The following is a 22,241-nucleotide window of genomic DNA, read 5'->3' on the forward strand; positions in this document are numbered from 1 at the left end:
ACTAATCAACATAAGCACTTCTAAGACCAAAATAGTTCCCATAAGTAGGGTACGCAATATCTTTAATTTTCGGATTGATCAAGTAGTTAGACGCACTTTGATATAAGGGTACTTGAGCTGCGCCCTCTTCCAATAAAATCTTTTCAGCCGCTTTGTAGTCAGCAAATTGTTTGTCCACATCATTGGCATTCGTCGTTTTAGCTGAAATAGCTAGCTTATCATACTCAGGATTTGAATAGCCACCATAGTTATAGGCAGAATCTGTTTCATATAAAATAAAGAACATCCCTAAGTTGTTATCGCCGGCATTCCAACCAGAAATAGACAATTCATAATCCTTGTCACGGCGAGATTGATTCACATTATTTTTCGGTTGCGGGGTAATCGTGATGGTTACACCCTCAAGTGTTTCTTGAATCTGATTTTGAAGATACTCTGACACTTTTTTACCATTATCATCATCAGAAACTAATAACTTCAATTCTACCTTATCGCCAACTTCTTTTTTAGCTTCTTTCCAGAATTTCTTCGCCTTCTCTTGATCGAAAAGAACGTAATCACCACTGTACTTGCGGAAGTCCGTCTCTGTTTTTTGATTCACGAATAAGTTTTCTGGGATTAAGCCATTTAAAGGTTTAGCCCCATCGTTCAGTGTGCTTGCAGATAACGGCTCTTTGTCAATTGCATAAGCAATTGCTTTACGTAAATTAACATTAGCTAACGGCGTTCCTTCTTTCTGATTAAAATCTAAAAAGAAATTAGAAATATCAGAATGTGAGACAAACGCCTCATTATCAACATTTTCTGCCACAAAGGTTCCACTAATACGAGTTAAATCCAAATCCCCTGTTGAAAACAAGTTAATACCTGTATTTTCTTCCTTAACGGTAGTTCCAGTCACTTCTTGAAGCTTAACTTGCTCCTTATCATAGTACTCAGCATTTGGTTTTAGTGTCCATGTGTCGCTTCCTAACTCCCAATCAGCTAACGCAAATGGGCCGCTATACAAAATACGGTCACTATCTGACGCATAGTTGTCGCCCTGCTCCGTCACATACGCTTCTTGTTGCGGCGCTAACCACACAATCGAAATCAATGTTAGGAATGACGCCTGTGGGTTAATTAATTCCACTTTAAACTCATCTTTAGCCGGCGCTGAAATACCTAATTCTGCAACTGGCTTGTCGCCTAAACGAATCTCTTTACTATTTTTAACATTATCTAACAAATAGGCATTCGGCGCACCCGATGCTGGATCAACCAGTCGTTTCCACGCAAAAACAAAATCCTCTGCCGTAATCGAGTCACCATTACTCCACTTAGCGTCTTCTCTAATTTTAAACGTGTACGTCAGCCCGTCTTCACTAACCGTCGCTTCTTCTTTAGCCAGTCCAGGAACAGGCACGCTCTTTTCATCTAATCGATACAATCCTTCAAATAAGTGCTGCGCTATCGTAAATGTATTTTTATCTGTTGTTTGTGTTGTATCCAATGTCACTAATTCCGCTGGTAGGCTAATCGCAATGGCTTGCTCCACCTTTTCGTTAGAACTCGTCCCTGTACTTGCTTTCTTTTCTTCCTTGCCGCAAGCTGCTAAACTAATCACGGCTATCAGAGATAGCGCGACGCCCCACTTCTTTACTGTTGCTTTCTTCATCCTTATTTCCCCCTGTTATGACTGCCTAAGCCTTCATTTTATTTTTTAAAATCAAAAAAACTCCCGTCCTCTACCCTAGATTAACTAGGATAAAGGACGAGAGTCATTAACTTTCGCGGTACCACCTTCATTGATTATTTTACAATAATCCTCTTAACCAAGCACACAACTTCTATGCTCTGACGCTATAACAGGCGTTCCTGTATCAGCCTAAATAGGTTCGACTGATAATGCTCTGAGGCCATTTTCTTTTTCATCCCACTGCTCCTTCACACCAATCAGAGCTCTCTTTGAGTGTTTCCTAAAAAATACTTTCCTCTTCGTTGCATTGACTATTATTAAATTGCGATTAAATTTATTATAATTTTAATTTAATGGTTTGTCAATAACTGATTGGATCAAGATTCCTATAAAGCAAAATAAAACTATTTTAATCCCCATACAGTAATAGTAGCTAAAAGAAATACGAAGAATAAAGAACAGATTCAGAATAAACCGTTATCCTTATAAAATTTTTTTATCATTACTGATAAATTCAATTGATACAACGTGTAGTAGTATTTGTTATTCTGTAACAAACTCTTACTCCGTAAAAAGGAAGAAGATATTTTCAGAAGTGTTTCTATCTCATATACTGGGATTTCTGCCTGACAAAAAATGAATTAATTAACTGTTCTTAAAAGATGCACCGACTATTTTTAATAGTTTCACGCCTATACTAATAATAAAATACAAAACTATAACTGATAACACATAGTACATTAAATCAAATTGAACCTTTTTCAGTTCATTAAAGTCTAACAATAGAAAACTATTTGAAAAAATCCCCTCATAGCTTCTATACCATACAAAATGAATAGGAAATCCCATTGTGTATGTAGGAATACCTGTTGAACTAATTTTAATAGGTGGAAGAATAAACAAACTAATAATAGGTATTGAACTGCATATTAAAAGACGCTTTCTATTCAAATTTTTCATTTACACTTCCCCCTTGCTCAATCTATTACCTAAATTTTATGCGAAACATTCCAAGTACCGTTTATTTTAGCTCCAACAGTAAAGCCATTTATTTGAAATCCTAGTAAACTATACCCATTGACTTTAATTTTTGCAGTATCATTAGCTGCACTAGTTTTCACAAAATTATAAGAAGAACTTGTTTGTTTCCATGACACAGCTATTTGAATCCCTGAGTAGTAAGAATTAATTCCTGACACTTTAGTAAATTGATTTTTACCATTCACTTTCTTATAATCATATTTAAATGATACATTTCTCCAGCAAGCCATTCCTGTCATCCCATACCCACTGAATGGAGCCCACTGGCTTATATTTTTACTACCTGCTGCTCTTGATTGTAATACATTTGTTCCAGGCAACTCAACAGTATCATCAAAGAAAAACTCTGTTTCATTGTTTGTTTTAATTTCTTCAAGAATGTCTTCCAATTCATCTACACTATCTAATTGTATTAAATTATTTTCGTCAATATTTTCTATTGGAACTAATTCAAAATCATATTTATTAGATTTTTCAAGCATTTCGATTTCTTGTTCTACTGTTTCATTTTGAATTTCCTGTTGTAGTTGCTCTGCAGCAAATGTAGTAACTGTTGATAATAAGCCACCTCCTAACGTAACACTGCTCATTAATAATACTGTTATCTTTTTCAATTTTTTATTCATAATTAATCATCCTTTTCGTTTTGTATTTTTAATTATATTCTCATTTGATTTGACTATTTTATCTGTAATAACCGTAGTAAGCCCCACTATCGTATAATGTGTAAACCAATCGTTTGCCGCCAAGAAATTTAGGTGGTTTTGTTTTTCCCGTTTTTACCCTAACAGTATAAAAAATTCCATTAACAACGCCTCTTGCTTGTTTGATATTAGTACCACTTTCAACTAATTCAATTGTGTTCTCTGTTTGATCGGACAACTCTGATGCATGCGCCTGAGACCCTCCCAAACCTGTAAATAAAATTGCGCTACATACCATTCCTACTAAAATTTTCTTCATTTCTTTTCTCCTCCTAAAATTTATTTGTTGTTGATACCTTAATATTACTCAATTATTTAAATAATCTACGTATTCAGCATAAACTAGAGAATTAAATGCATTAACGTAATAAAGTTATAAAAAAAAACGATTTTGATATCAAAATCGTCTTTTTTCAGATAATTCTCTGCTATAATTAAAAAGACTTGAAAAAAGGAGCAATAAAACATGACGGAATTTTTAATTACTTACGTTAGTTTCGCCCATCTATTTGGGTTTACACTTGCATTTCTTTTGTTAGATAAATTTTATCAAAAGCCCAAAAGAAATTATGGCTTAATTATTTTAATTTTAGGTTTTAGTATTTATGTCGGCCAATATTTTTCAAACATTGATATTCTAATTTTATATGTTTTTTTCTTACTTCTATCGCTCAAAAACTCTATAAAAAAAAATGTTGCACATTCCTTATTAGTTGTTTCTATTTCCTATCTTCTCGAGCTGATTACCTCCGAACTCGTAAATCCACTCTTTTTTAAAAGCCTTGAGGTCGATCAGCCGATTAAACAATTTCTTTATTTACTACTCATGTTTACAAGTACTTTTATCCTAATCACCATCAGTTCATTGGGAATTAATAAATGGATTTTACCTAAAATTAATGGCGGAAGAAAAGAAGCGCCTCTTTCTTATTTGCTAACTCTCTGTTTATTAGGCTATCAAACATATTTACTCTTAACTTTTTACGCAAAAAGCTTTCCTTTTTTAAGCGAGTTTATCTTAGTTTTTTACGTCATTTTAACCGTTCTCATTATATCGGTCATACAGACCTTTACTAAAAATGAAGAATTAAAATTTCAAGCACAGCAGCGGAAATTAGAATATGATATGATGAGTAAATACGCAGAAGAAGTCAAAAAACAATACCAGGACATACGAAAATTCCGACATGATTATGTCAATATCCTGTCCTCAATTGAATACTATTTAGACCAAGATAAAATAGAAGAGCTCAAACAGTTCTATCACACAAGTGTGAAACAAACAAAAGCCTTATTTAAGACAAATATGATTCGTTTAGATGATCTTCAAAAAATCGATTCCATTGAAGTAAAAAGTATTTTAACTACAAAATTGATTACCGCTCAAGAAAAACAAATCGATGTCCAAATAGAAGTGAATGAAAACATCTCGACAACTTTATCTGTTGATCCTGTGATTCTGATTCGAATTTTAGGCATTTTACTTGATAACGCGATTGAAGAACTAGAATTATTGAATGACGGTAAACTATTGGTGGGCATTTTCATCATGGAAGGGGATCTAATATTTATCATACAAAACACTGTTCGAGAAAATGTTGAGCCGCTGCATTTATTAAAAAAGGAAGGTTTTTCCACTAAAGGGGAGAATCGGGGACTTGGATTAGCTAATGTTGAGGAGCTTATTCTATTAGAACCACGGCTACTATTAGAAACAACTATTACAAATGACGTTTTTATTCAAAAAATTACCATTATGAAAGGATGATTTTAATATGCTATCTGTTTTTATTTGTGAAGATGATGATGCACAACGCTCTAAAGTAGAAACTATCATTAAAAATTACATAATGATCGAAGAGTTTGATATGGAACTCACGCTAAGCACACATAATCCATATGATATTATTAATCACTTAGACAGTCATACTGGCGTAAGAGGCGTATATTTTCTTGATGTTGATTTAGGCTATGATATCAACGGAATTCAACTCGGATCCCATATTAGAGAGAAAGATATTGATGGTAAAATTATTTTTATTACCACTCATAGTGAACTCCTTGTTTTAACCTTTACCTACAAAGTAGAAGCGATGGATTATATTTTAAAAGACGATACTGACATTATTCAAAAAAGGATCTATGAAGCATTGAAACAGGCTCAAAAGCATTACCAATCTGGAACAAGTCCCGAAAAAAACAGAATAAAATTAAAAGTAGGGAATCAGGTTCGGGTCTTTCCTCTTGAAGATATCATGTTCTTTGAAACATCTCCGATCCCTCATAAACTGACACTACATCTAACGAACAGCACCATCGATTTTTATGGCAAAATTAACGAGATGGAATCTTTAGCTACAGTTCTGTTTAGAGTTCATAAATCGTATGTCATTAATACCGATCATATTAAAAAAATTGATAAAACTAATCGTGAAGTGACGATGTCAAACGGTGAAACTTGTCTATTATCAGTCCGACAATTAAAAAAATTGGAAACAACGATTATGACTAAATAACATCCGTTTAAGAACGTTTAATCTATTTCTCCCATATTTCTTATATACTAATTCTTATAGAAAACACACAGGAGGAATGATTAAAATGAAAAAAATAATAATAAGTCTAGCGTTGGGAATATCTTTAGTTGGAACTACACAAGAAGTTTTAGCCACAGAAAGCTTACCGACTCCCTATTTTGAAACTAGCGAACTATCAACTAGAGCCGCCCCACAAAAAGTTTGGTTTAAATCCATCCCTCCCTTGAAATATCAGGGTAAAACCCGAATCAAATACACTCCTTCCAAAAACGGTTATATAGGTACTTACTTATAAAAAAAAAAGCCTGTTTAGTTGGTTGGTTGCTAGTTTCTATTCTTTCTTTCCTATTCAGTATTGCAGAACCCTTTGGTTGGCTTTCATTTTTAGGATTACTGCTATTCCTACTTATCGATAACATATTATAAAACAAGGTGGGGGATGAGACTTTTGTCTCATCCCCCACCTTGTTACCTAATTCATTGCATAAGTCTTCCAACATTGTCTCGTCTACGTCACAAAGAAAAGCAACTCATTCATTAATGTCTAATCGGTATTTCGACATAGGTATCATCAACATCCTTATCAACCAATACCGACTCCACATACCGACCTAAAAAACTATCAGGATGTTGTTGCAAAAGCTGATAGCCCTCATCCGCCAAAATTTCAGCCATCTCTTGTTCCTTGTAATAATCCAAGCCCTCAAAATAACGGACATTCATACGGCCAATAAAATCAGCCACTTTATCCGCCTTTTTTTCATCGTACCAGCCCTCTTCATACATCTGGCGATGAGCCATGCCTATCCCATCCTCATTAAACAATCTCTGAGAGTACTCACTATAGCTCAATAACTGATCATCTGTCTGCCCAGTCGCCTTGGCCCACTCATCCATCAACAAGTGCTTTTTCTTATAGACAAGTGCCTCTGATTCAAGAGTCAACTCACCAATCGGATTCGACAAGGTCGCAAAGCTTCCCGTCGCTATATCATGAATCGTCTGATCTCCTTTAGTAACTGTCGCAATATCCTGTGTATGAATATGCCCTGTCAACACTATATTAACCTGATTCTTAAAGAAAAAATCTTGAACATTCTCAGCTTGATCAATGGTAAAACCTTTATTCACTTGTGAATTATGATCAGTCAAATTATGATGCATAACAGGGATCACAACCGCCTGTTCTTCCTTCGCTTGAGCAAAAATAGTTTTCAGCCATTTATACGTATTTGCTCGCAGCTTGCCACTCGTCTGTGGATTAGAGCCACTCACATCGTTAATGTATTTATTGGTATCAATCATCACCAGCATGACATCTTTAAACGGCCGAACCGCATAGCTCAACGAATCCTCATCTCGAGAGAATGCCTCCGAATACCCCATATCTGCAAAAATATCCGCAAACTCCCTTGGCAAAATTTGCTCCGTACGTTCCATTTTATCGCCCTCATAGCGACGCGCCCAGCCATCTGCAATATCATGATTTCCCGGAATAACGTAAACCTGTGTCCCCAAAGACTCCGCTCGTTTAAAGTAATCTGCCAACTCTTTAGCACTTTGTTTTTCCCCATTTAACGTTAAATCACCACTGATAATTAGCGCCTTAGGCCGTTCCTTCTCAATCTGCCATAACAATGCCTCTAAACGCTCCTTGGGATAATCCAAATCCTTCCCCGCAGAGGTTTTCTTAATAAACTGAAACTGTTCCCCCTGATCGTGTAACTTATCAGATAAATAATGCACATCAGAAATAACCCAAATCTTGTCTGACGACGTTAATGAATGGGAACTCGCCTGTTCGCTAGTAGTAGTCATTTTTTCTTTGCGATTATTTTTAACAATTAGACTGCCAAAGCCCCCAATAATTAGCACAATACAACTAAGAGCCACTATCAATATCTTTTTGGAGTTAATGAGACTCACCCACTTATCTTTTTTCTAATACTTAGTATTATAGCATGGATGATAAAGAAGAGAGGCCTACTTTACAGAATGTAACTTTCCCAAAATCACGCACTAATAAAAACCGATCTAAAGCCACTAAACTGTCATGAATAATTAGATAACTGATTTTTTAATCAGCAACGTTACACCTCAAAAAAAGAGTGAGGCAAATGCCCCACCCTACAAATTTTATACCACAACTCACTATTTTAACTTAAACTGGACATTACTTCTTGCCGTGTCGGCATGCCTGTTTGGGCACCAAATTTCCTGACTGATAAGGATGCGCCTTTAGTCGCCATAATAACAGCCTCTCGTAATGAAGCCCCTTGAGATAATTCCGAAGCCAAGATGCCATTGAAGGTATCCCCTGCCCCTGTTGTATCTACAATATCCGTTTTAAAGGCCGGAATTGTCATTAACTGGTTGTTCTCTACATAAGAAGAACCCTTTCCACCTCTTGTCACAATCAGCTTTGTCTTATGGGTTAGCGCCCATGATAGCATCGCTTCTTCCAATTCATCATCGGAGCCAAATGACAGCCCCATTAAACTGGCAAATTCCGTTTCATTCGGCGTAATGATATCCACATACGGTAGAATATCTACAACCTCCTGACTAAAAGGTGCTGGATTTAAAATGGTCAACTTGTCAGATTTTTTAGCTAACTGAAACCCTTTTTTCACAGCCTCTATCGGGATCTCTAACTGAGAAAGGACAACATCTGCCTCCTCTATTACCTCAATATGTGACATTAAATAATCGTCATCCACAAAAGAATTAGCACCAGGAATAACCACAATTGCATTGTCTTCTGGCATTTTAAAAATGGTCGCAATCCCTGTAAACATGTTATCAATTTTCTTGATATGAGACAGGTCCATTTTTTCTTGGCCTAAATGCTTTAATAACTTCTCACCAAAGGTATCTGCGCCTATACATCCCAGCAGCGTCACCGCTTGACCCATTCTTGATGCCGCTACCGCCTGATTAGCGCCTTTCCCCCCAACCATGTAGTCAATACTTTCACCCAAAATTGTTTCACCCACTTGAGGCAAACGAGTCGTCCCCATGACTAAATCCATGTTTAAACTTCCTAATACAACAATATTTCCCATACAAGTGTCCTCACATTTTCCTACATTCATCTTAACAATTTAAGATACTCAAAAAACAAACCTACTTCTAGCCTAGCTGGGTCCAAAAATTCTCCAACCTTCTCAAAATTATTTTTTGAAAATACTTTCTGCATCATTAAATTATTTTTACTTGTAGATGAACTCAATTTATTTATGCTATTCATTTTAGCAAGCTTCTCAATCTCTATTAGAAGACGGCTCGCCAAACCTTTACCGCCTTCTAAAGGATTCGTCATTATTCGTTGTAGCCGATATTCTTTTTCTTCCAAATGCTCCACCAAGCAGATTGAGCCTGCACTTTGAATTCTAGAAGTTGAATCTTTCAGTATATACAATCGTCCCTTATCAACATCATCGGTAATAATAGCGTTAGAAGGGTACTGCTCATTCCATTGCGCGAGCCCTATTTTAGCCATCGCCTCTTTACTTGCTATTAACAACTCATTTAACTGAAAAATATCACAACTCGTTGCTTTCGTGAAAGAAACCTCCATCTCTTCACCAGCCTAGTAAGGTAAAATCAACAACGATAACACAACAACTGCAATAATTCCGATAATCGTTGGAACACTTGTCCGTTTCAATAAACGCACTGGACTCACACCAACAGACGATGACACAATCATAACTACTGCCGCAACAGGTGAAATAGTTCTAGCTAAGTTAGCAATCATTTGCATCGGTAATGCAATCAAAATTCCATCAATTCCCGCTTTAGTTGCAATATCTGGGATCAACTCTATAACCGCGTAGAACATTGCCAATCCGCCACCACTTAAAATACCGAATAAAGCAGTTGCCCCACTAAACATCAAGGTTGTCAAAACCCCTGCTGATTGAGAAGACTCAACCGTCGCCATTAGTGAATCAATTACGCCTAATGCTTGGATTGCGGTTGTAAACAATGAGCCACCTACTACTAGCATGACTACCTGACTAAACCCTTGTCCCATGCCTTTAAACATTTCTAAAGCAGGCTCTTGAGCAATCTTGAATGATTTTTTACGAAGAGACTCAATAATAAGAGCAACAAAAAATGAAACAAACGTTAGGACAAAAATATCCATTGAAATCTTACTGTTAAACATGCCGGCAATCCCGACAATGAAAATGAGAATTAATGGTAACAAAGGTAGAATAGCATAGTACTGGGGAACAGCCACTTCCTCTTGTTGTTGTAGCTTCGCGCTATCAATTTCAACAAACGCTGCACTACCCTCTTTTTTATCACAATATTTCTGCCAAAAGAAATGAGCAACTGCAATGATTACCAACGCTGGAATTGAGACACGAGCATGATAACCAACATAGCTTAAAACATCATAGCCTAACGTTTCAGCCGCTATAACATTATCCGCGCCTAAAGGTGTAGGCATAATTGTAGCTGTCATCGCAATAACACCTGCTGCTGTTAAAGATGAAATACCAATTCCTTGTAACAATGGATAAAGAATTGCCATCAAAATAATTGCTAAACTAGAAGCACTTGGCACGACTAATGACATTAAATTACCTAATAGAAACACAATTGGTACAAACAATGCTTTGGATTTTATCTTTGTCATTGGTTTTACTAAAATACTCACTGATTTTTGATTCGCACCTATGACATTCATATACGCTGAATAACCAAATAAAATCATAATTACTAAGCCAGCTGACGTCAATTGATTGATCACTGTATCCTTCAACTTTAAAAAGATGTCAAAAAAAGCAAAACCTGTTCCTTCACCGGCTTCATATAACGGATGTCCCATTAAAACAGCCATAACTAGTAATACTAACGCACCACTTATTAAAATTAAAACAGGGTTATATCCTTTGATTATCAAATAACCAACAATTCCTAAAACAACTAATACTACTATCGACTCAATCATATTTTTTCCCTCCTAATTATCTAAATACACTGCTCAATTGATTCCATAAACCATTGTTTAAATGCGTTTTCATCGATATCCACACAGACTTTGGCATTTGAAGGTTGATTCAAATAACCTTTAAGATCAACAACTGTCGCCCCGCTCGTATAGGTGCCATTTATTTCCACGCCAACAAACGTTTCTTGAATATCAAACATCTCTGGTGCCAATAAATACGCAATCGCACAACTATCATACATTTTCAAACCAGTCTGGAAGCTACCTCCACGATATTTTTTAAATAAATGGTACATCATATCGCCAGTTCTATTCATTTCTTTAATTTTTTCACTGTCCTCTGGATAGACAAGCGCTTTTAATCCAACATCTAACCCTGCCATTGCGATTGGCAAACCACTCTCAAAAACGATTTTCGCTGCTTCTGGATCCACCGCAATATTAAATTCTGATAAAACGCCTTTATTGCCTCGAGAAACTGATCCTCCCATAAGAACGATTTCATCAATTCGCTCTGTCAACTCTGGATACATCCGCAATAACAAGGCGACATTTGTAAGAGGCCCAATTGCTACGATTGTTGTTTGACCTGCATTTTCTAGTAATTTATTACGCATCTCAATTACAGCATGATTTTCAGATAACAAATGACTCGCTTCTTTAGGGAAATCATACCCATCCATCCCTGTACTACCATGAACATCGCTTGCATCAATCGGAGCTTTCAATAATGGTAAAGCCGCACCCTTCGCTACAGGTATCTCTTTTTCAAAAAAAGCGAGTAACTTAAGTAAATTTTTTGTCACTTTTTCCAAGCTAACATTTCCCATTACTGTCGTAAATAACTGAACATCTAATTTCTTAGAACTCATTGCTAAAGCGATTGCAATTGCATCGTCAATTCCAGGATCTGTATCCAAAATAATGGCTCTACTTCCGTTTATTCCACTAGTATTCACACGTTCACTTCCTCTTCTTTTTGGTAAAGCGCTTTATCACTAGTTATTTTTTTACCAAAGAAAAACCTCTCCTTTGGTAAAGCGCTTTATCAAAATATACCATTTTATACCAATTGTGTCAACAGTAAAAAAATTAAATGGGTGTCACCGTATCCTTAATTAACAAAACAGGCTCTAATTCTGTTTGAATTGTTGCTTGACCAGTCCCTAGTTCCGCAAGCAGTATCCGAACAGCTTCTATGCCTAAAGCACTCATATCTTGTTTTACAGTGGTCAATTGTGTATCCATGATTTCGCCAAATGCTAAATTATCATACCCAATTATCGATAAGCTCCCTGGAATTTTACGGCCCAGTTCTCTGGCTCTTTTCATCACACCAAAAGCCATTAAATCATTCGCACAGACAATAGCCGTTAATTCTGGTTGCGCTAATAACAGCTCACTAGACTCGTAGCCACCCTCGTACTTAAAGTCGGACTCCACAGACCAGTTCTCCTTAATCACGTAACCTGCTTCTATCATGGCATCTTGATAGCCTAGATACCGATTATTGCCATTAAAAATCTGTTCAGGAGCTTTTACAAACCCAATATTTTTATGTCCTGAATTGATTAAGTAATTAGTGGCTAAATACCCTCCCAAGCGATTGTTATAATACACCTTATTACAAACCAAATTAGGATACGTCCGATCGACTAAAACATAAGGAATATTAAGGTTTTTCAATAAGTCGGACATTTTTTCCTTGTGTAAAAATGATTCATTCGACAGCGTCATCAACATGCCATCAACTCCACTGTTAATAAGCAGCTGTAGTAACTCCTTTTCATTTTGATGATTGTCATTTGAATTGACAATAAACGTTAAATAGTTATGTTTTCGCAATTCATCCTCTACCGATTTTGCCAAGCCCGAAAAAAAGGGATTCTCCAAATCTGGTATAATCAACCCGATTGTTTTAGTCGTATTACTTGCTAAATTTTTAGCGGCTAAGTTAGGACGATAATTATTTTCTTTGGCAATTCTGCGAATTTCTGCCTGCTTTTCTTGAGAGACGCGCGTTGGTTTATCATTTAGCACCAGGGAAACAGCTGTTTCTGAAACATTCGCTAACTTCGCGATATCTTTTAATCTAATTTTCATAAGTCTGCTCCTATTCATATCTTTTACAATCTATTCCACTATTATAACAGTTATTTTTCATTGAAAAAGCGGTTCTGTTACAAACTTATAAAAAAGAAAAGCCAGCGCTTCTCAGAGGCTGCTGAAAAACTGATAAAATAATAAATCTACATTTTTGAGTATTTTTAAATCCCAAAATCAATTCAATTTTCAAGTGTTTTGGGAGAATAAATTCTATTATTAAGCTTAAACATCAATCTATGTGGTGAAAAAATAAAAGTCCCAATTTTCTACCACGGCGAAAAAAATACGATGAACATCTGGCAACCTTCGGTGCTCGTAATAGTTTTTCAAAAACAGATACAGATGCGACGTTTATGCGAATGAAAGATGACTACATGAAAAACGGTCAGCTAAAACCTGGTTATAATTTACAAATTGCTACAGAAAAACAATTTACTTTAGCTTATAAACGGTATCCCAATCCAACTGACACGCGCACACTTCCTGATTTTCTAGCCACCTATCAAAAATTACATCGGGAGTTACCAGAGTATATTGTTGCAGATGCAGGATACGGGAGTGAATCGAATTATCAACATATTATCGATGATTTAAATAGAATCCCTCTTATTACTTATGGGTCCTACTATCGAGATAAAAAGAAGAAACAAAAAGAGAAGCCATTCGTTAGTGATAACTGGATTTATCTTGAAACAGAAGACTTATACATATGTCCATCTAAGCGCCCAGTTTCATTCAAGCGGTATAGTAAGCGCAAAGACATGTATGGATTCGAGCGCAATTTTAAAGTTTATGAATGTGAGGACTGCCGTGAGTGTACCTTATGGTCACTTTGTACAAGAGCGAAAAGTCATCGTAAGCGGCAAATTCACCTTAATCCAACATGGGAATACTTCAAACATTATACTAAAGACAAACTTTCAAGTAAGAAAACGAAAGAAATCTATAAACAACGTAAAGTTGATGTAAAACCAGTTTTCGGAAATCTGAAGGCTAATTTAGGTTTCACTCAATTTCATGTCAGAGGGCACCTACAAGTGACCAATGAAATAGGATTTGCCTTAATGGCACTAAACTTGAAAAAATTGGCCATAAATTGGCCTAATCTACTCAATGCACAAAAAATATCTTGACGATTATTAGTCATTCTGATTTGCACCAAGATATTTTTCTGTTTTAAGAGAATTTTGTCTCACTCTCTTTTTTTGTGATTTCAAAGATTTTTCTTGTTCAATTTGAGATAATGGAGTTAGAAAAAATAAAGGATGGTATGGTTGTGTTAAACTTTCAAAATGAGTTAGATATGAGTCTCTATTCAGGCTTGTATGATAGTTTGGTAAAGGAAGATCATTTGCTTAGAAAGTTAAATAATCTTGTGAATTTTTCGTTTATCATCAATGAAGTTAAAGACAATTAGTGTTTAGACGATGGACACAATGCAATTGATCCAGTTCAATTATTTAAATATCTGCTACTGAAAGTCATTTATGATTTATCCGACCGTGATTTAGTTTCTCACACATTTACAGACTTATCATTTAAATATTTTCTTGGTTTGGCTCCTGAAGACAACGTTATTTACCTCACTACGCTCACGAAATTTCGGCGCCTACGTTTAAAAAATGCTGACTTTTTAGATAAGCTTATTTCGAAATCCATTAAAATAGCTAGTCAAAAAGGAGTCATCACATCGAACACCATTATTATTGATGCAACGCATACGAAATCCGCTTATAATGCCAAGTCTCCGATTGAAATATTAAGAGAGCGGTCAAAAAACTTACGAAAAAAAGTGTACCAAATTGACGAAACACTGAAAGAAAATATGCCGAAAAAATGCACTGGTACTGAGTTGACAGATGAATTAATCTATTCAAATCAATTATTGAGAACGCTTGAAAAAGAACCGAAGGTAGCTTCAATTCCTGCCATTAAAGAGCGAATGAATTTTCTAGAAAAAACTATCGAAGATGAGTTAGAACAGATAAAAAGTATCGTTGATCATGATGCAAAAAAGACAAGCATTAAGCTTGTCGCAAAATTAAATCCCAACGTGTCAAAAGGTGGGTGTAAAGATAGTGATGGGATTGCCTTTAATAAAGATGCTGACATGACGGCCTGCCCTGCGGGAAAATTGGCAGTCCGAAAAGCACGCCAAGGAAAGAAAACTCAAAATGCAAATCAAGTTATGACGTACTATTTTGACGTTGAAAAATGTAAAAAATGTCCTATGTGTGAAGGTTGTTATACAGATGGCGCGAAAAGTAAAAGCTACTCGATTTCAATCAAGTCTGACTTACATCAAGAACAAATTAAATTTGAAAATACCGAAGAATTTAAAGAACTAGCTAAAAATCGCTATATGATTGAAGCTAAAAATAGTGAAATAAAAAACCGGCACGGCTATGCAACAAGCAAAAGGGATAGTTTATTTGGCATGAATATTCAGGCAGCCACGACTCTGTTTGTCGCGAATTTGAAAAGAATTATGACCCTAATCAACGAATGAAACCTTATGTTTTTATGTCTAAAGATTAAAGTGATAGAAATCTGTTCGTTTTTCAGCAGCCTCCAGCTAACTCACGCTTTTTTAACTCGTTCCTCCTTAGGGAAAACCTCCGTAACACCTGATATAACACGCTTTCTTGACAATTCTTATCTCAAAAACAACAACCTTATTAACCAAAAGGCACGAGTTAGCCACTTTTACATTGACTAATAAATATGTCAGAATGAACACAACGCACCATCTTGACCGTTTCTCCTAATTACAAAGAGGAGAAAATGCACACATCTATTGCTTTTTTTGAATCAGGCACATTAAATTTATCTTGCTACACTGTCAGCGAGAACCATCTCCTCACCTACCTAGCCAAGATACCTATAACAGAAATAATACGCTAAGAAGATATCAAGATAGCTCGTGTCAGGTCAACTAAGATAACCTAACACGAGTCTCCTATTGTCTTCATCGCTAATCAAGTTAAGATAACACTATCATCAATTATTAACTTACAGAAAAGTATTTCAGTTGACAGCTAATAAATAGTTGCCTATCTGGCCGATTCATTGATACATCAACATTTCTCGTCCAACCAACTAATCGCCTATGTCAACTGATTCCAGACGTGAGCTAAATTACCCTCTTCAATTAAATAACATCTTTAAAATAAAAAAATCTAGTATTCTTTATCATTTAATAACATGCTATTCAACTATCGACTTACTAAAAAGTCGTTCAGACGACAGCTTACAAACATGAGGAAGAGTTTGGGACGTAAGTCCCAATGAAAAATCCAGATACCAGTCAAATTGATTGGCATCTGGATTATTTTTTTGTACAAAAATAAGAACACCTTTGCTAAAATAAAAGTGACAAAACAAATAAACTAGCGAGGTGTTCTTATGTTTAAAAATTATACCACAAATCAAGTCATTCTTCCTCNAAATTCACCTTAATCCAACATGGGAGTACTTTAAACATTATACTAAAGACAAGCTTTCAAGTGAGAAAACGAAAGAAATCTATAAACAACGTAAAGTTGATGTAGAACCCGTTTTCGGAAATCTGAAGGCTAATTTAGGTTTCACTCGATTTCTTGTTAGAGGGCACCAACAGATGACCAACGAAATAGGATTTGCCTTAATGGCACTAAACTTGAAAAAATTGGCCTAATCTGTTCAATGCACAAAAAATATCTTGGCGATTATCAGTTATTCTGATTGTCACCAAGATATTTTTCTGTTTTAAGAGAGTTTTGTCTCACCTTCTTCTTTGTTTTCATAATTATTATGTCATAAAGACATTTCCAACGTTAGCTTACTACTCATTAGTTTGTTATCTCAGTTTTCTTAGCATTTGTTAGCAACAAAAGGATGTTACAGTACCTTGCTTAAGAAATCTTGTGTTCTTGGATTTTGCGGATGATTAAAAATTTCTTCAGGTGTTCCTTCTTCTTGGATGATTCCTGCATCCATAAAGATGACACGATCAGCCACCTCTTTTGCGAAGCCCATCTCATGGGTCACAATTACCATAGTCATCCCAGATTCAGCGAGAGATTTCATGACGGCTAGAACTTCGCCAACCATTTCAGGATCAAGCGCTGAGGTTGGCTCATCGAAGAGCATGACATCAGGGTCCATTGCTAAAGCTCGTGCGATGGCGACCCGTTGCTGTTGTCCCCCAGATAAGCTACTAGGGAAGCTGCCACTTTTATCTTGTAGCCCAACCTTAGTTAAAAGCTCGGTAGCTTTCTTTTCGGCTGCTTCTTTACTTTCTTTTTTTACCTGAATCGGGCTAATTGTTAGGTTATCCAATACCGTTTTGTGTGGGAAAAGATTAAAACTTTGAAAAACCATGCCCATCTTTTGACGCAACTGATTGATGTCAGTCGTTTTATTTGTTAAGTCTTGTCCTTCAAATTCAATGCTGCCACTAGTCGGTTCTTCTAATAAATTTAGGCAGCGTAAGAAGGTACTTTTACCACTACCAGAAGGGCCGATAATAACAACGACCTCACCTGCATTAATCGTTAAATCAATCCCTTTTAAAACCTCATTTTTGTCAAAGCTTTTATGTAAGTTAGAAATTTTAATCACTTGTACTCATTCTCCTTTCAGCTACCCCAACCAAGCGAGAGAGGGTAAATGTTAAAATAAAGTATACGATTGATACGAGAACTATTGGTAAAAAAGGTTTAAAACTAGCCCCTTGAACAACGCCCGCTTGGAACATCAATTCAGAGACACCGATAACAGATACTACCGAGGATTCTTTAATAACAGTGACAAATTCATTTCCCAAAGCTGGTAAAATATTCTTGATCGCCTGAGGCATGATGATGAAGCGCATCGCTTCTAATTGGTTCATCCCTAATGAGCGGGCGGCTTCTAATTGACCTTTGTTGACTGCGTTGATTCCTGCGCGAATAATTTCAGCCACATAAGCTCCGCTGTTAAGTGCTAAGGCAAGACAGCCAGCAGTTAGGGCGTTAACATCTAAGTTTAAAGCGGTGGAGCCGAAGTAAACTAAGAAAATTTGAACTAATAAAGGTGTTCCACGGACGTATTCGATGTAAATAACGGCTAACCATTTTACTGGTTTAGTTTCTGATAGCTTCATTAACGCTAAAAGTGCTCCGATGATAGCTCCTGCAAAAACACCAACAAAAGCTAAGAAAACAGTGTAGCCGGCACCTTTGAGATAATTAAAGCCGTATTTCTTGAAGAAGCTCTCTTCGCTAAACATCAGTTTGCCCGCTTCTTTTTTGTACTCGTCCATTAGATTTTGATCTTGAATTTCTTTAACTGTTTGATTGACATGCTCCAGTAGCATAGGGGCTTCTTTTGAAACCGCAATGGCCATATCGGCTTGCCCATCTTCAAAGGTGATGTCGGTTAAAGCTAGACCAGGATTTTGTGAGACATACGCTTCGGCGACGGGGCCCTCAATGACAGCACCATCAACTTTTTTGTTTTGTAAGTTCAGGACAATATCTGTGACTTTTTGTAAAGAGACAACATCAGCTCCAACTAATTCACTTTTTGCCAAGGCTTCTTGGGTGGTCTGTTTTTGTGCGGCCACTTTTAGACCATCAAAATCAGTGACCTTGGTGAAGTCATCCTTATCTGCCTTGCGAACAACCACCTTTTGGTTAATCGTGATATAGGTGTCGGAAAAGTTGACCTCTTGACGTCTTTCTGGTGTGGGCGACATGCCGGAAATAATTAAATCAATTTTACCAGTTTTTAAAGCACCAAGTAGTGCATCAAACCCCAGTTCTTCTATTGCTAGGTCTACACCTAAGTCATCAGCGATTTTTTGTCCCATAGAAATATCCGCTCCGACCACTTTATCTTTGCCGTCGACAGTCGCATGAAATTCATAGGGCGGATAATCTGCTGAAAGGCCAATTGTTAATTTCCCGCTCTCCTTAATTTTATTTAGCACTGGATCACTTTCAGCCGCTACAGCTGTTGTGCCAATTAGCAAAATAGCTAAACCAAGTATGGCACTGATTAATTTTCTTTTCATTATAAAACCCCTAACATTCTCTATTAAACATAAGGTATTATATGACGAAATGAAAAAATATGCAAGAAAATCACGAATAATTCTACTTTTTATTAATTTTATTCAATTAAAAATGAATATATACATCTTTTTTATTTTCTAGTCACTAAGAGAGAGCTTTTTTTCTAACCCTCCAATTAAGCGGGATAGAGTAAAGGTCAGAATGAAATAAATTAAAGAGATACAAAGAATTGGTAAGAAAGGTCTAAAACTAGCACCTTGAACCACACCTGCTTGAAACATCAATTCAGATACACCAATTACGGAAACAACTGAAGACTCTTTGATGATTGTGACAAATTCATTTCCCAGAGCAGGTAAGATGTTTTTAATTGCTTGAGGGAACAAAATGAAACGTAATGTTTGATTTCTAGTCATTCCTAAAGAGCGAGCTGCTTCTGTTTGTCCTTTATTGACAGAGTTTAGACCCGCTCGAATAATTTCGGCTACATAAGCCCCACTGTTTAAAGCGAGAGCCACACAGCTTGCAGTAAAAGCACTTAACTCTAGCCCGAAGACTGTTGAGCCAAAATAAACTAGAAAAATTTGCGCAAGGAGCGGGGTTCCTCTAACGAACTCGATATAGATACTAGCTAGTCCACGTAAAACAATCGGTTTGGCTAATTTCATGATGGCTAAAAATGAGCCAAGGATAGAGCCGACCAAGACACCGAAAATAGCTAAAAGAATCGTTGTTAGGGTCCCTTTTAAAAAGTAAGTGTAATACTTTTTGAAGAAGCTTTCTTGTTGAAACATCAAATCATTGGCTGTCTTTTGATAACCTGGTAAGAGTTTTTCAGTAATAATTGTGTCTATTGATTCATTGATTTTAGCTTCAAGAACAGGTGCTTCTTTAGGTAAAGCAATAGCTGTTTCTTTTTGTCCATCAGCAAAGGCAACATCCGAGATGATGAGAGTAGGGTCTTGAGAAGCATAGGCTTCGGCAACCACACTTTCTAGTACGGCAGCCGCTACTTTTTTATTTTGTAAGTTGAGAACAACATCTGCGCCCTTAGCTAATGAAACCAATTGGCTACCGATTAACTCCTTTTTGGCAAGTGCTTCTTGAGTCGATTGTTTTTGTACACCTACTTTGACTTGATTGAAATCGTCAACTGTTTTAAAGGTCTCTTGATCCTCTTTACGAATTAGAATTTTTTGTTCGACTTCCATGTAAGAATGAGAGAAATTAACTTCTTTTAGACGTTCGGGTGTTGGTGACATACCAGAGATAATGACGTCAATTTTGCCAGTTTTTAAAGCGCCGAGTAGGGCATCAAAATTAAGCTCGACAATTTTAAGGGTAACACCCATATCGGCAGCAATTTTTTCTGCGATGGAAATATCAAAGCCGACAATGGTGTCTTTTCCGTTAACGGTGGCGTGAAACTCATATGGGGCATAGCCAGCAGATAGTCCAACCACTAGCTCCTTGTTATCCTTGATTTTTGTATAGAAGGGATCTTCCTCGGCTGCTTTGGCAGTCACTGCGGAATAGCCTAAAACTAGTAAGCCTAATAATATGACAACAATCATTTTTTTTCTGCTCATAATGCTCCTCCAATATGTTTAAAAATGAAGCAGAGACGTTTGGTTGTTCTACTTCGATCTCTCAGAAAAGAGAGAGATCCCTTATTTCTATGCAGTAAGTAGCTAGGAATAGGGGATACTCGTGATACGTTTGTATGTAATAATTTAGAAGAAAGAAAAGCTAGTTACTTCTACTAGAGTATTCTGTCAAATAGACTGAATTTAGCGACTTGCTAAGTTGTTTTTGGCTTGTTTAATTGCTTGATTTACTTGGTGGCTTCCCGTGCCTCCAAAGGAATTACGACGATTCATAGCCGTTCGTGATGCGAGGACCTCATAAATGTCTTCACCAATCTTCGGTGAAAGAGCTTGGTAATCAGTTAAGCTGATGTCTTGTAAGTAGATCCCTTTCTGTAGGCAGCTATAAACGAGTTGCCCGACTATTTCGTGGGCTTCTCGGAAAGGAATGCCTTGGTTAGCCAAGTAATCAGCCAATTCTGTCGCGTTTGAAAAGTCTTTTTCTGTTGCAACTTCCATTACTGTTGTATTGACGGACAGCGTCTCAATCATGCCAGCCATCACATCAAGACTAACAGAGACAGTCTTAACGGCATCAAACATTCCTTCTTTATCTTCTTGTAAATCTTTATTGTAAGTTAGAGGGGTTCCTTTTAGGACGGTCAATAAACCAAATAAATTTCCATAAACGCGGCCTGTTTTACCACGAATCAACTCTGCATAGTCAGGATTTTTTTTCTGAGGCATAATCGAACTTCCTGTGGCGTACTGATCGGCCATCTCAATAAATTGAAATTCAAAGGAGCTCCAAAGGATTAATTCTTCGCAAAGCCGGGATAAATGCATCATGATTAAGGAACAATTGCTTAAAAATTCAATGATAAAATCACGATCGCTGACTCCGTCAAGGCTATTCTCATAAATAGCACTAAAGCCAAGTAAGTCAGCGGTTTGTTGGCGGTCTATCGGAAAAGTTGTTCCAGCCAAGGCGGCGCAGCCTAAAGGAGAAATATCTATTCGTTTAAGACTTTCATCTAGCCGCTGATAGTCACGATTTAACATCTGATAGTAGGCTAATAAATGATGACCAAAGGAAATAGGCTGAGCATGTTGCAAATGGGTGTAACCCGGCATGAGAGTGTCAACATGATCAGAGGCTTTAGTAACTAGCACCGTCTGCAAATGAGTTAGCTTCTCACACATAATTCCCACCTGCTGTTTTAAATAGAGATGCATATCAGTTGCAACTTGATCGTTCCGACTGCGCGCAGTATGTAGCTTACCAGCAACGGGCCCAATCTGATCGTGTAGAGCTTTTTCAATATTTAAGTGAATATCCTCGTGAGCCAGAGTGAACTCAAATAATCCGTCTTTAATTTGTTGCTTAATGGCTGTTAGTCCCGTGATAATCTGTTCTTTTTCATGGTCATCAATGATTCCGCAGCTAGCAAGCATCGTTACATGAGCAATGCTGCCTGCAATATCTTCTTGGGCTAACTGATAATCGAAGGGGATTGATGCCCCAAAGCTGTTAACCCAGTCTTCACTTTGTGCTTGAAACCGACCACTCCATAGTTTTTCCATT

General features: G+C 36.7%; 19 protein-coding genes, 3 pseudogenes and 1 other annotated feature. Of the genes and pseudogenes, 8 read left to right on the forward strand and 14 right to left on the reverse strand.

Translation table 11 applies throughout. The annotated features are described in order from the left end of the window. Position 1: 1 nt before the first annotated feature. The 4 genes from AC5KOD_RS00485 to AC5KOD_RS00500 all read right to left on the reverse strand — a co-directional run bounded on the left by AC5KOD_RS00485 (position 2) and on the right by AC5KOD_RS00500 (position 3,682). The gene (locus AC5KOD_RS00485) at positions 2 to 1,657 is read right to left on the reverse strand and encodes a peptide ABC transporter substrate-binding protein (RefSeq protein ID WP_496912591.1); all 1,656 of its coding nucleotides are present in this window, start codon (positions 1,655 to 1,657) and stop codon (positions 2 to 4) included. Positions 1,658 to 1,746: 89 nt separating this feature from the next. Then, positions 1,747 to 1,990 (reverse strand) — a binding site (T-box leader). 333 nt (positions 1,991 to 2,323) lie between these two features. After that, complete coding sequence (locus tag AC5KOD_RS00490; protein WP_496912592.1) at positions 2,324 to 2,638, reverse strand: hypothetical protein; 315 nt, start codon at positions 2,636 to 2,638, stop codon at positions 2,324 to 2,326. A 29-nt stretch (positions 2,639 to 2,667) separates the two neighbouring features. Continuing rightward, positions 2,668 to 3,345: a hypothetical protein gene (locus AC5KOD_RS00495; protein ID WP_496912593.1), complete on the reverse strand. Its 678-nt coding sequence runs from the start codon at positions 3,343 to 3,345 to the stop codon at positions 2,668 to 2,670. Positions 3,346 to 3,403: 58 nt separating this feature from the next. After that, entirely contained in the window at positions 3,404 to 3,682 is a 279-nt protein-coding gene (locus AC5KOD_RS00500; RefSeq protein WP_496912594.1) for a hypothetical protein, read from the reverse strand. 207 nt (positions 3,683 to 3,889) lie between these two features. Between AC5KOD_RS00500 and AC5KOD_RS00505 the strand changes: the two genes are divergently transcribed. From AC5KOD_RS00505 to AC5KOD_RS00515, 3 genes are all read left to right on the forward strand, one after another. Then, a complete protein-coding gene (locus AC5KOD_RS00505; protein ID WP_496912595.1) occupies positions 3,890 to 5,191 on the forward strand; it encodes a GHKL domain-containing protein in 1,302 nt (433 codons plus the stop codon). A gap of 7 nt (positions 5,192 to 5,198) precedes the next feature. Next, on the forward strand, positions 5,199 to 5,939 hold the full coding sequence (locus AC5KOD_RS00510; protein ID WP_496912596.1) for a LytR/AlgR family response regulator transcription factor: 741 nt from the start codon (positions 5,199 to 5,201) through the stop codon (positions 5,937 to 5,939). A gap of 85 nt (positions 5,940 to 6,024) precedes the next feature. Further along, positions 6,025 to 6,255, forward strand: coding sequence for a hypothetical protein (locus AC5KOD_RS00515; protein ID WP_496912597.1), 231 nt, complete (start codon positions 6,025 to 6,027; stop codon positions 6,253 to 6,255). A gap of 242 nt (positions 6,256 to 6,497) precedes the next feature. Here the strand turns inward: AC5KOD_RS00515 and AC5KOD_RS00520 are convergent, their stop codons facing one another. The 6 genes from AC5KOD_RS00520 to AC5KOD_RS00545 form a co-directional block, all read right to left on the reverse strand. Continuing rightward, positions 6,498 to 7,853: a metallophosphoesterase gene (locus AC5KOD_RS00520; protein WP_496912598.1), complete on the reverse strand. Its 1,356-nt coding sequence runs from the start codon at positions 7,851 to 7,853 to the stop codon at positions 6,498 to 6,500. Positions 7,854 to 8,116: 263 nt separating this feature from the next. After that, entirely contained in the window at positions 8,117 to 9,025 is a 909-nt protein-coding gene (gene rbsK, locus AC5KOD_RS00525) for a ribokinase (protein ID WP_496912599.1), read from the reverse strand. Between the two features lie 26 nt (positions 9,026 to 9,051). Further along, the gene (locus AC5KOD_RS00530; protein ID WP_496912600.1) at positions 9,052 to 9,540 is read right to left on the reverse strand and encodes a GNAT family N-acetyltransferase; all 489 of its coding nucleotides are present in this window, start codon (positions 9,538 to 9,540) and stop codon (positions 9,052 to 9,054) included. Positions 9,541 to 9,552: 12 nt separating this feature from the next. After that, complete coding sequence (gene dcuC / locus AC5KOD_RS00535; protein ID WP_496912601.1) at positions 9,553 to 10,926, reverse strand: C4-dicarboxylate transporter DcuC; 1,374 nt, start codon at positions 10,924 to 10,926, stop codon at positions 9,553 to 9,555. A 20-nt stretch (positions 10,927 to 10,946) separates the two neighbouring features. Beyond that, a complete protein-coding gene (gene rihC, locus AC5KOD_RS00540) occupies positions 10,947 to 11,885 on the reverse strand; it encodes a ribonucleoside hydrolase RihC (RefSeq protein ID WP_496912602.1) in 939 nt (312 codons plus the stop codon). A 133-nt stretch (positions 11,886 to 12,018) separates the two neighbouring features. Further along, complete coding sequence (locus AC5KOD_RS00545) at positions 12,019 to 13,029, reverse strand: LacI family DNA-binding transcriptional regulator (RefSeq protein ID WP_496912603.1); 1,011 nt, start codon at positions 13,027 to 13,029, stop codon at positions 12,019 to 12,021. 263 nt (positions 13,030 to 13,292) lie between these two features. Between AC5KOD_RS00545 and AC5KOD_RS00550 the strand changes: the two are divergent. From AC5KOD_RS00550 to AC5KOD_RS00570, 5 genes and pseudogenes are all read left to right on the forward strand, one after another. Further along, positions 13,293 to 14,165 (forward strand): annotated as a pseudogene (locus AC5KOD_RS00550) (transposase); the annotation flags it as partial. Between the two features lie 143 nt (positions 14,166 to 14,308). Continuing rightward, the gene (locus AC5KOD_RS00555) at positions 14,309 to 14,449 is read left to right on the forward strand and encodes a hypothetical protein (protein ID WP_496912604.1); all 141 of its coding nucleotides are present in this window, start codon (positions 14,309 to 14,311) and stop codon (positions 14,447 to 14,449) included. A 21-nt stretch (positions 14,450 to 14,470) separates the two neighbouring features. Continuing rightward, positions 14,471 to 14,629: pseudogene (locus AC5KOD_RS00560) on the forward strand (transposase family protein); the annotation flags it as partial. Positions 14,630 to 14,788: 159 nt separating this feature from the next. Continuing rightward, a complete protein-coding gene (locus AC5KOD_RS00565) occupies positions 14,789 to 15,541 on the forward strand; it encodes a transposase (RefSeq protein WP_496912750.1) in 753 nt (250 codons plus the stop codon). Between the two features lie 948 nt (positions 15,542 to 16,489). Beyond that, positions 16,490 to 16,708, forward strand: a pseudogene (locus tag AC5KOD_RS00570) (transposase); the annotation flags it as partial. 203 nt (positions 16,709 to 16,911) lie between these two features. Here the strand turns inward: AC5KOD_RS00570 and AC5KOD_RS00575 are convergent. The 4 genes from AC5KOD_RS00575 to argH form a co-directional block, all read right to left on the reverse strand. Beyond that, complete coding sequence (locus tag AC5KOD_RS00575; RefSeq protein ID WP_496912605.1) at positions 16,912 to 17,634, reverse strand: amino acid ABC transporter ATP-binding protein; 723 nt, start codon at positions 17,632 to 17,634, stop codon at positions 16,912 to 16,914. After that, entirely contained in the window at positions 17,627 to 19,069 is a 1,443-nt protein-coding gene (locus AC5KOD_RS00580; protein ID WP_496912606.1) for an ABC transporter substrate-binding protein/permease, read from the reverse strand. The genes AC5KOD_RS00575 and AC5KOD_RS00580 overlap by 8 nt, the downstream gene beginning before the upstream one ends. A 138-nt stretch (positions 19,070 to 19,207) precedes the next feature. Then, entirely contained in the window at positions 19,208 to 20,659 is a 1,452-nt protein-coding gene (locus AC5KOD_RS00585; RefSeq protein WP_496912607.1) for an ABC transporter substrate-binding protein/permease, read from the reverse strand. A 201-nt stretch (positions 20,660 to 20,860) separates the two neighbouring features. Then, positions 20,861 to 22,240 (reverse strand): argininosuccinate lyase, encoded by a 1,380-nt coding sequence (gene argH / locus AC5KOD_RS00590; protein WP_496912608.1) that lies wholly within the window; start codon positions 22,238 to 22,240, stop codon positions 20,861 to 20,863. Position 22,241: the final 1 nt, after the last annotated feature.

This window comes from Vagococcus sp. WN80Y (assembly GCF_059621045.1).

Bases quoted from the DNA above. Each gene is read 5' to 3' on its own strand.
- AC5KOD_RS00505 (WP_496912595.1), top strand. From the start codon at position 3,890: ATGACGGAATTTTTAATTACTTACGTTAGTTTCGCCCATCTATTTGGG.
- AC5KOD_RS00510 (WP_496912596.1), top strand. From the start codon at position 5,199: ATGCTATCTGTTTTTATTTGTGAAGATGATGATGCACAACGCTCTAAA.
- AC5KOD_RS00495 (WP_496912593.1), bottom strand. From the start codon at position 3,345: ATGAATAAAAAATTGAAAAAGATAACAGTATTATTAATGAGCAGTGTT.
- argH (WP_496912608.1), bottom strand. From the start codon at position 22,240: ATGGAAAAACTATGGAGTGGTCGGTTTCAAGCACAAAGTGAAGACTGG.
- rbsK (WP_496912599.1), bottom strand. From the start codon at position 9,025: ATGGGAAATATTGTTGTATTAGGAAGTTTAAACATGGATTTAGTCATG.
- dcuC (WP_496912601.1), bottom strand. From the start codon at position 10,926: ATGATTGAGTCGATAGTAGTATTAGTTGTTTTAGGAATTGTTGGTTAT.
- AC5KOD_RS00500 (WP_496912594.1), bottom strand. From the start codon at position 3,682: ATGAAGAAAATTTTAGTAGGAATGGTATGTAGCGCAATTTTATTTACA.
- AC5KOD_RS00545 (WP_496912603.1), bottom strand. From the start codon at position 13,029: ATGAAAATTAGATTAAAAGATATCGCGAAGTTAGCGAATGTTTCAGAA.
- AC5KOD_RS00580 (WP_496912606.1), bottom strand. From the start codon at position 19,069: ATGAAAAGAAAATTAATCAGTGCCATACTTGGTTTAGCTATTTTGCTA.
- AC5KOD_RS00485 (WP_496912591.1), bottom strand. From the start codon at position 1,657: ATGAAGAAAGCAACAGTAAAGAAGTGGGGCGTCGCGCTATCTCTGATA.
- AC5KOD_RS00585 (WP_496912607.1), bottom strand. From the start codon at position 20,659: ATGAGCAGAAAAAAAATGATTGTTGTCATATTATTAGGCTTACTAGTT.
- AC5KOD_RS00515 (WP_496912597.1), top strand. From the start codon at position 6,025: ATGAAAAAAATAATAATAAGTCTAGCGTTGGGAATATCTTTAGTTGGA.
- AC5KOD_RS00490 (WP_496912592.1), bottom strand. From the start codon at position 2,638: ATGAAAAATTTGAATAGAAAGCGTCTTTTAATATGCAGTTCAATACCT.
- AC5KOD_RS00530 (WP_496912600.1), bottom strand. From the start codon at position 9,540: ATGGAGGTTTCTTTCACGAAAGCAACGAGTTGTGATATTTTTCAGTTA.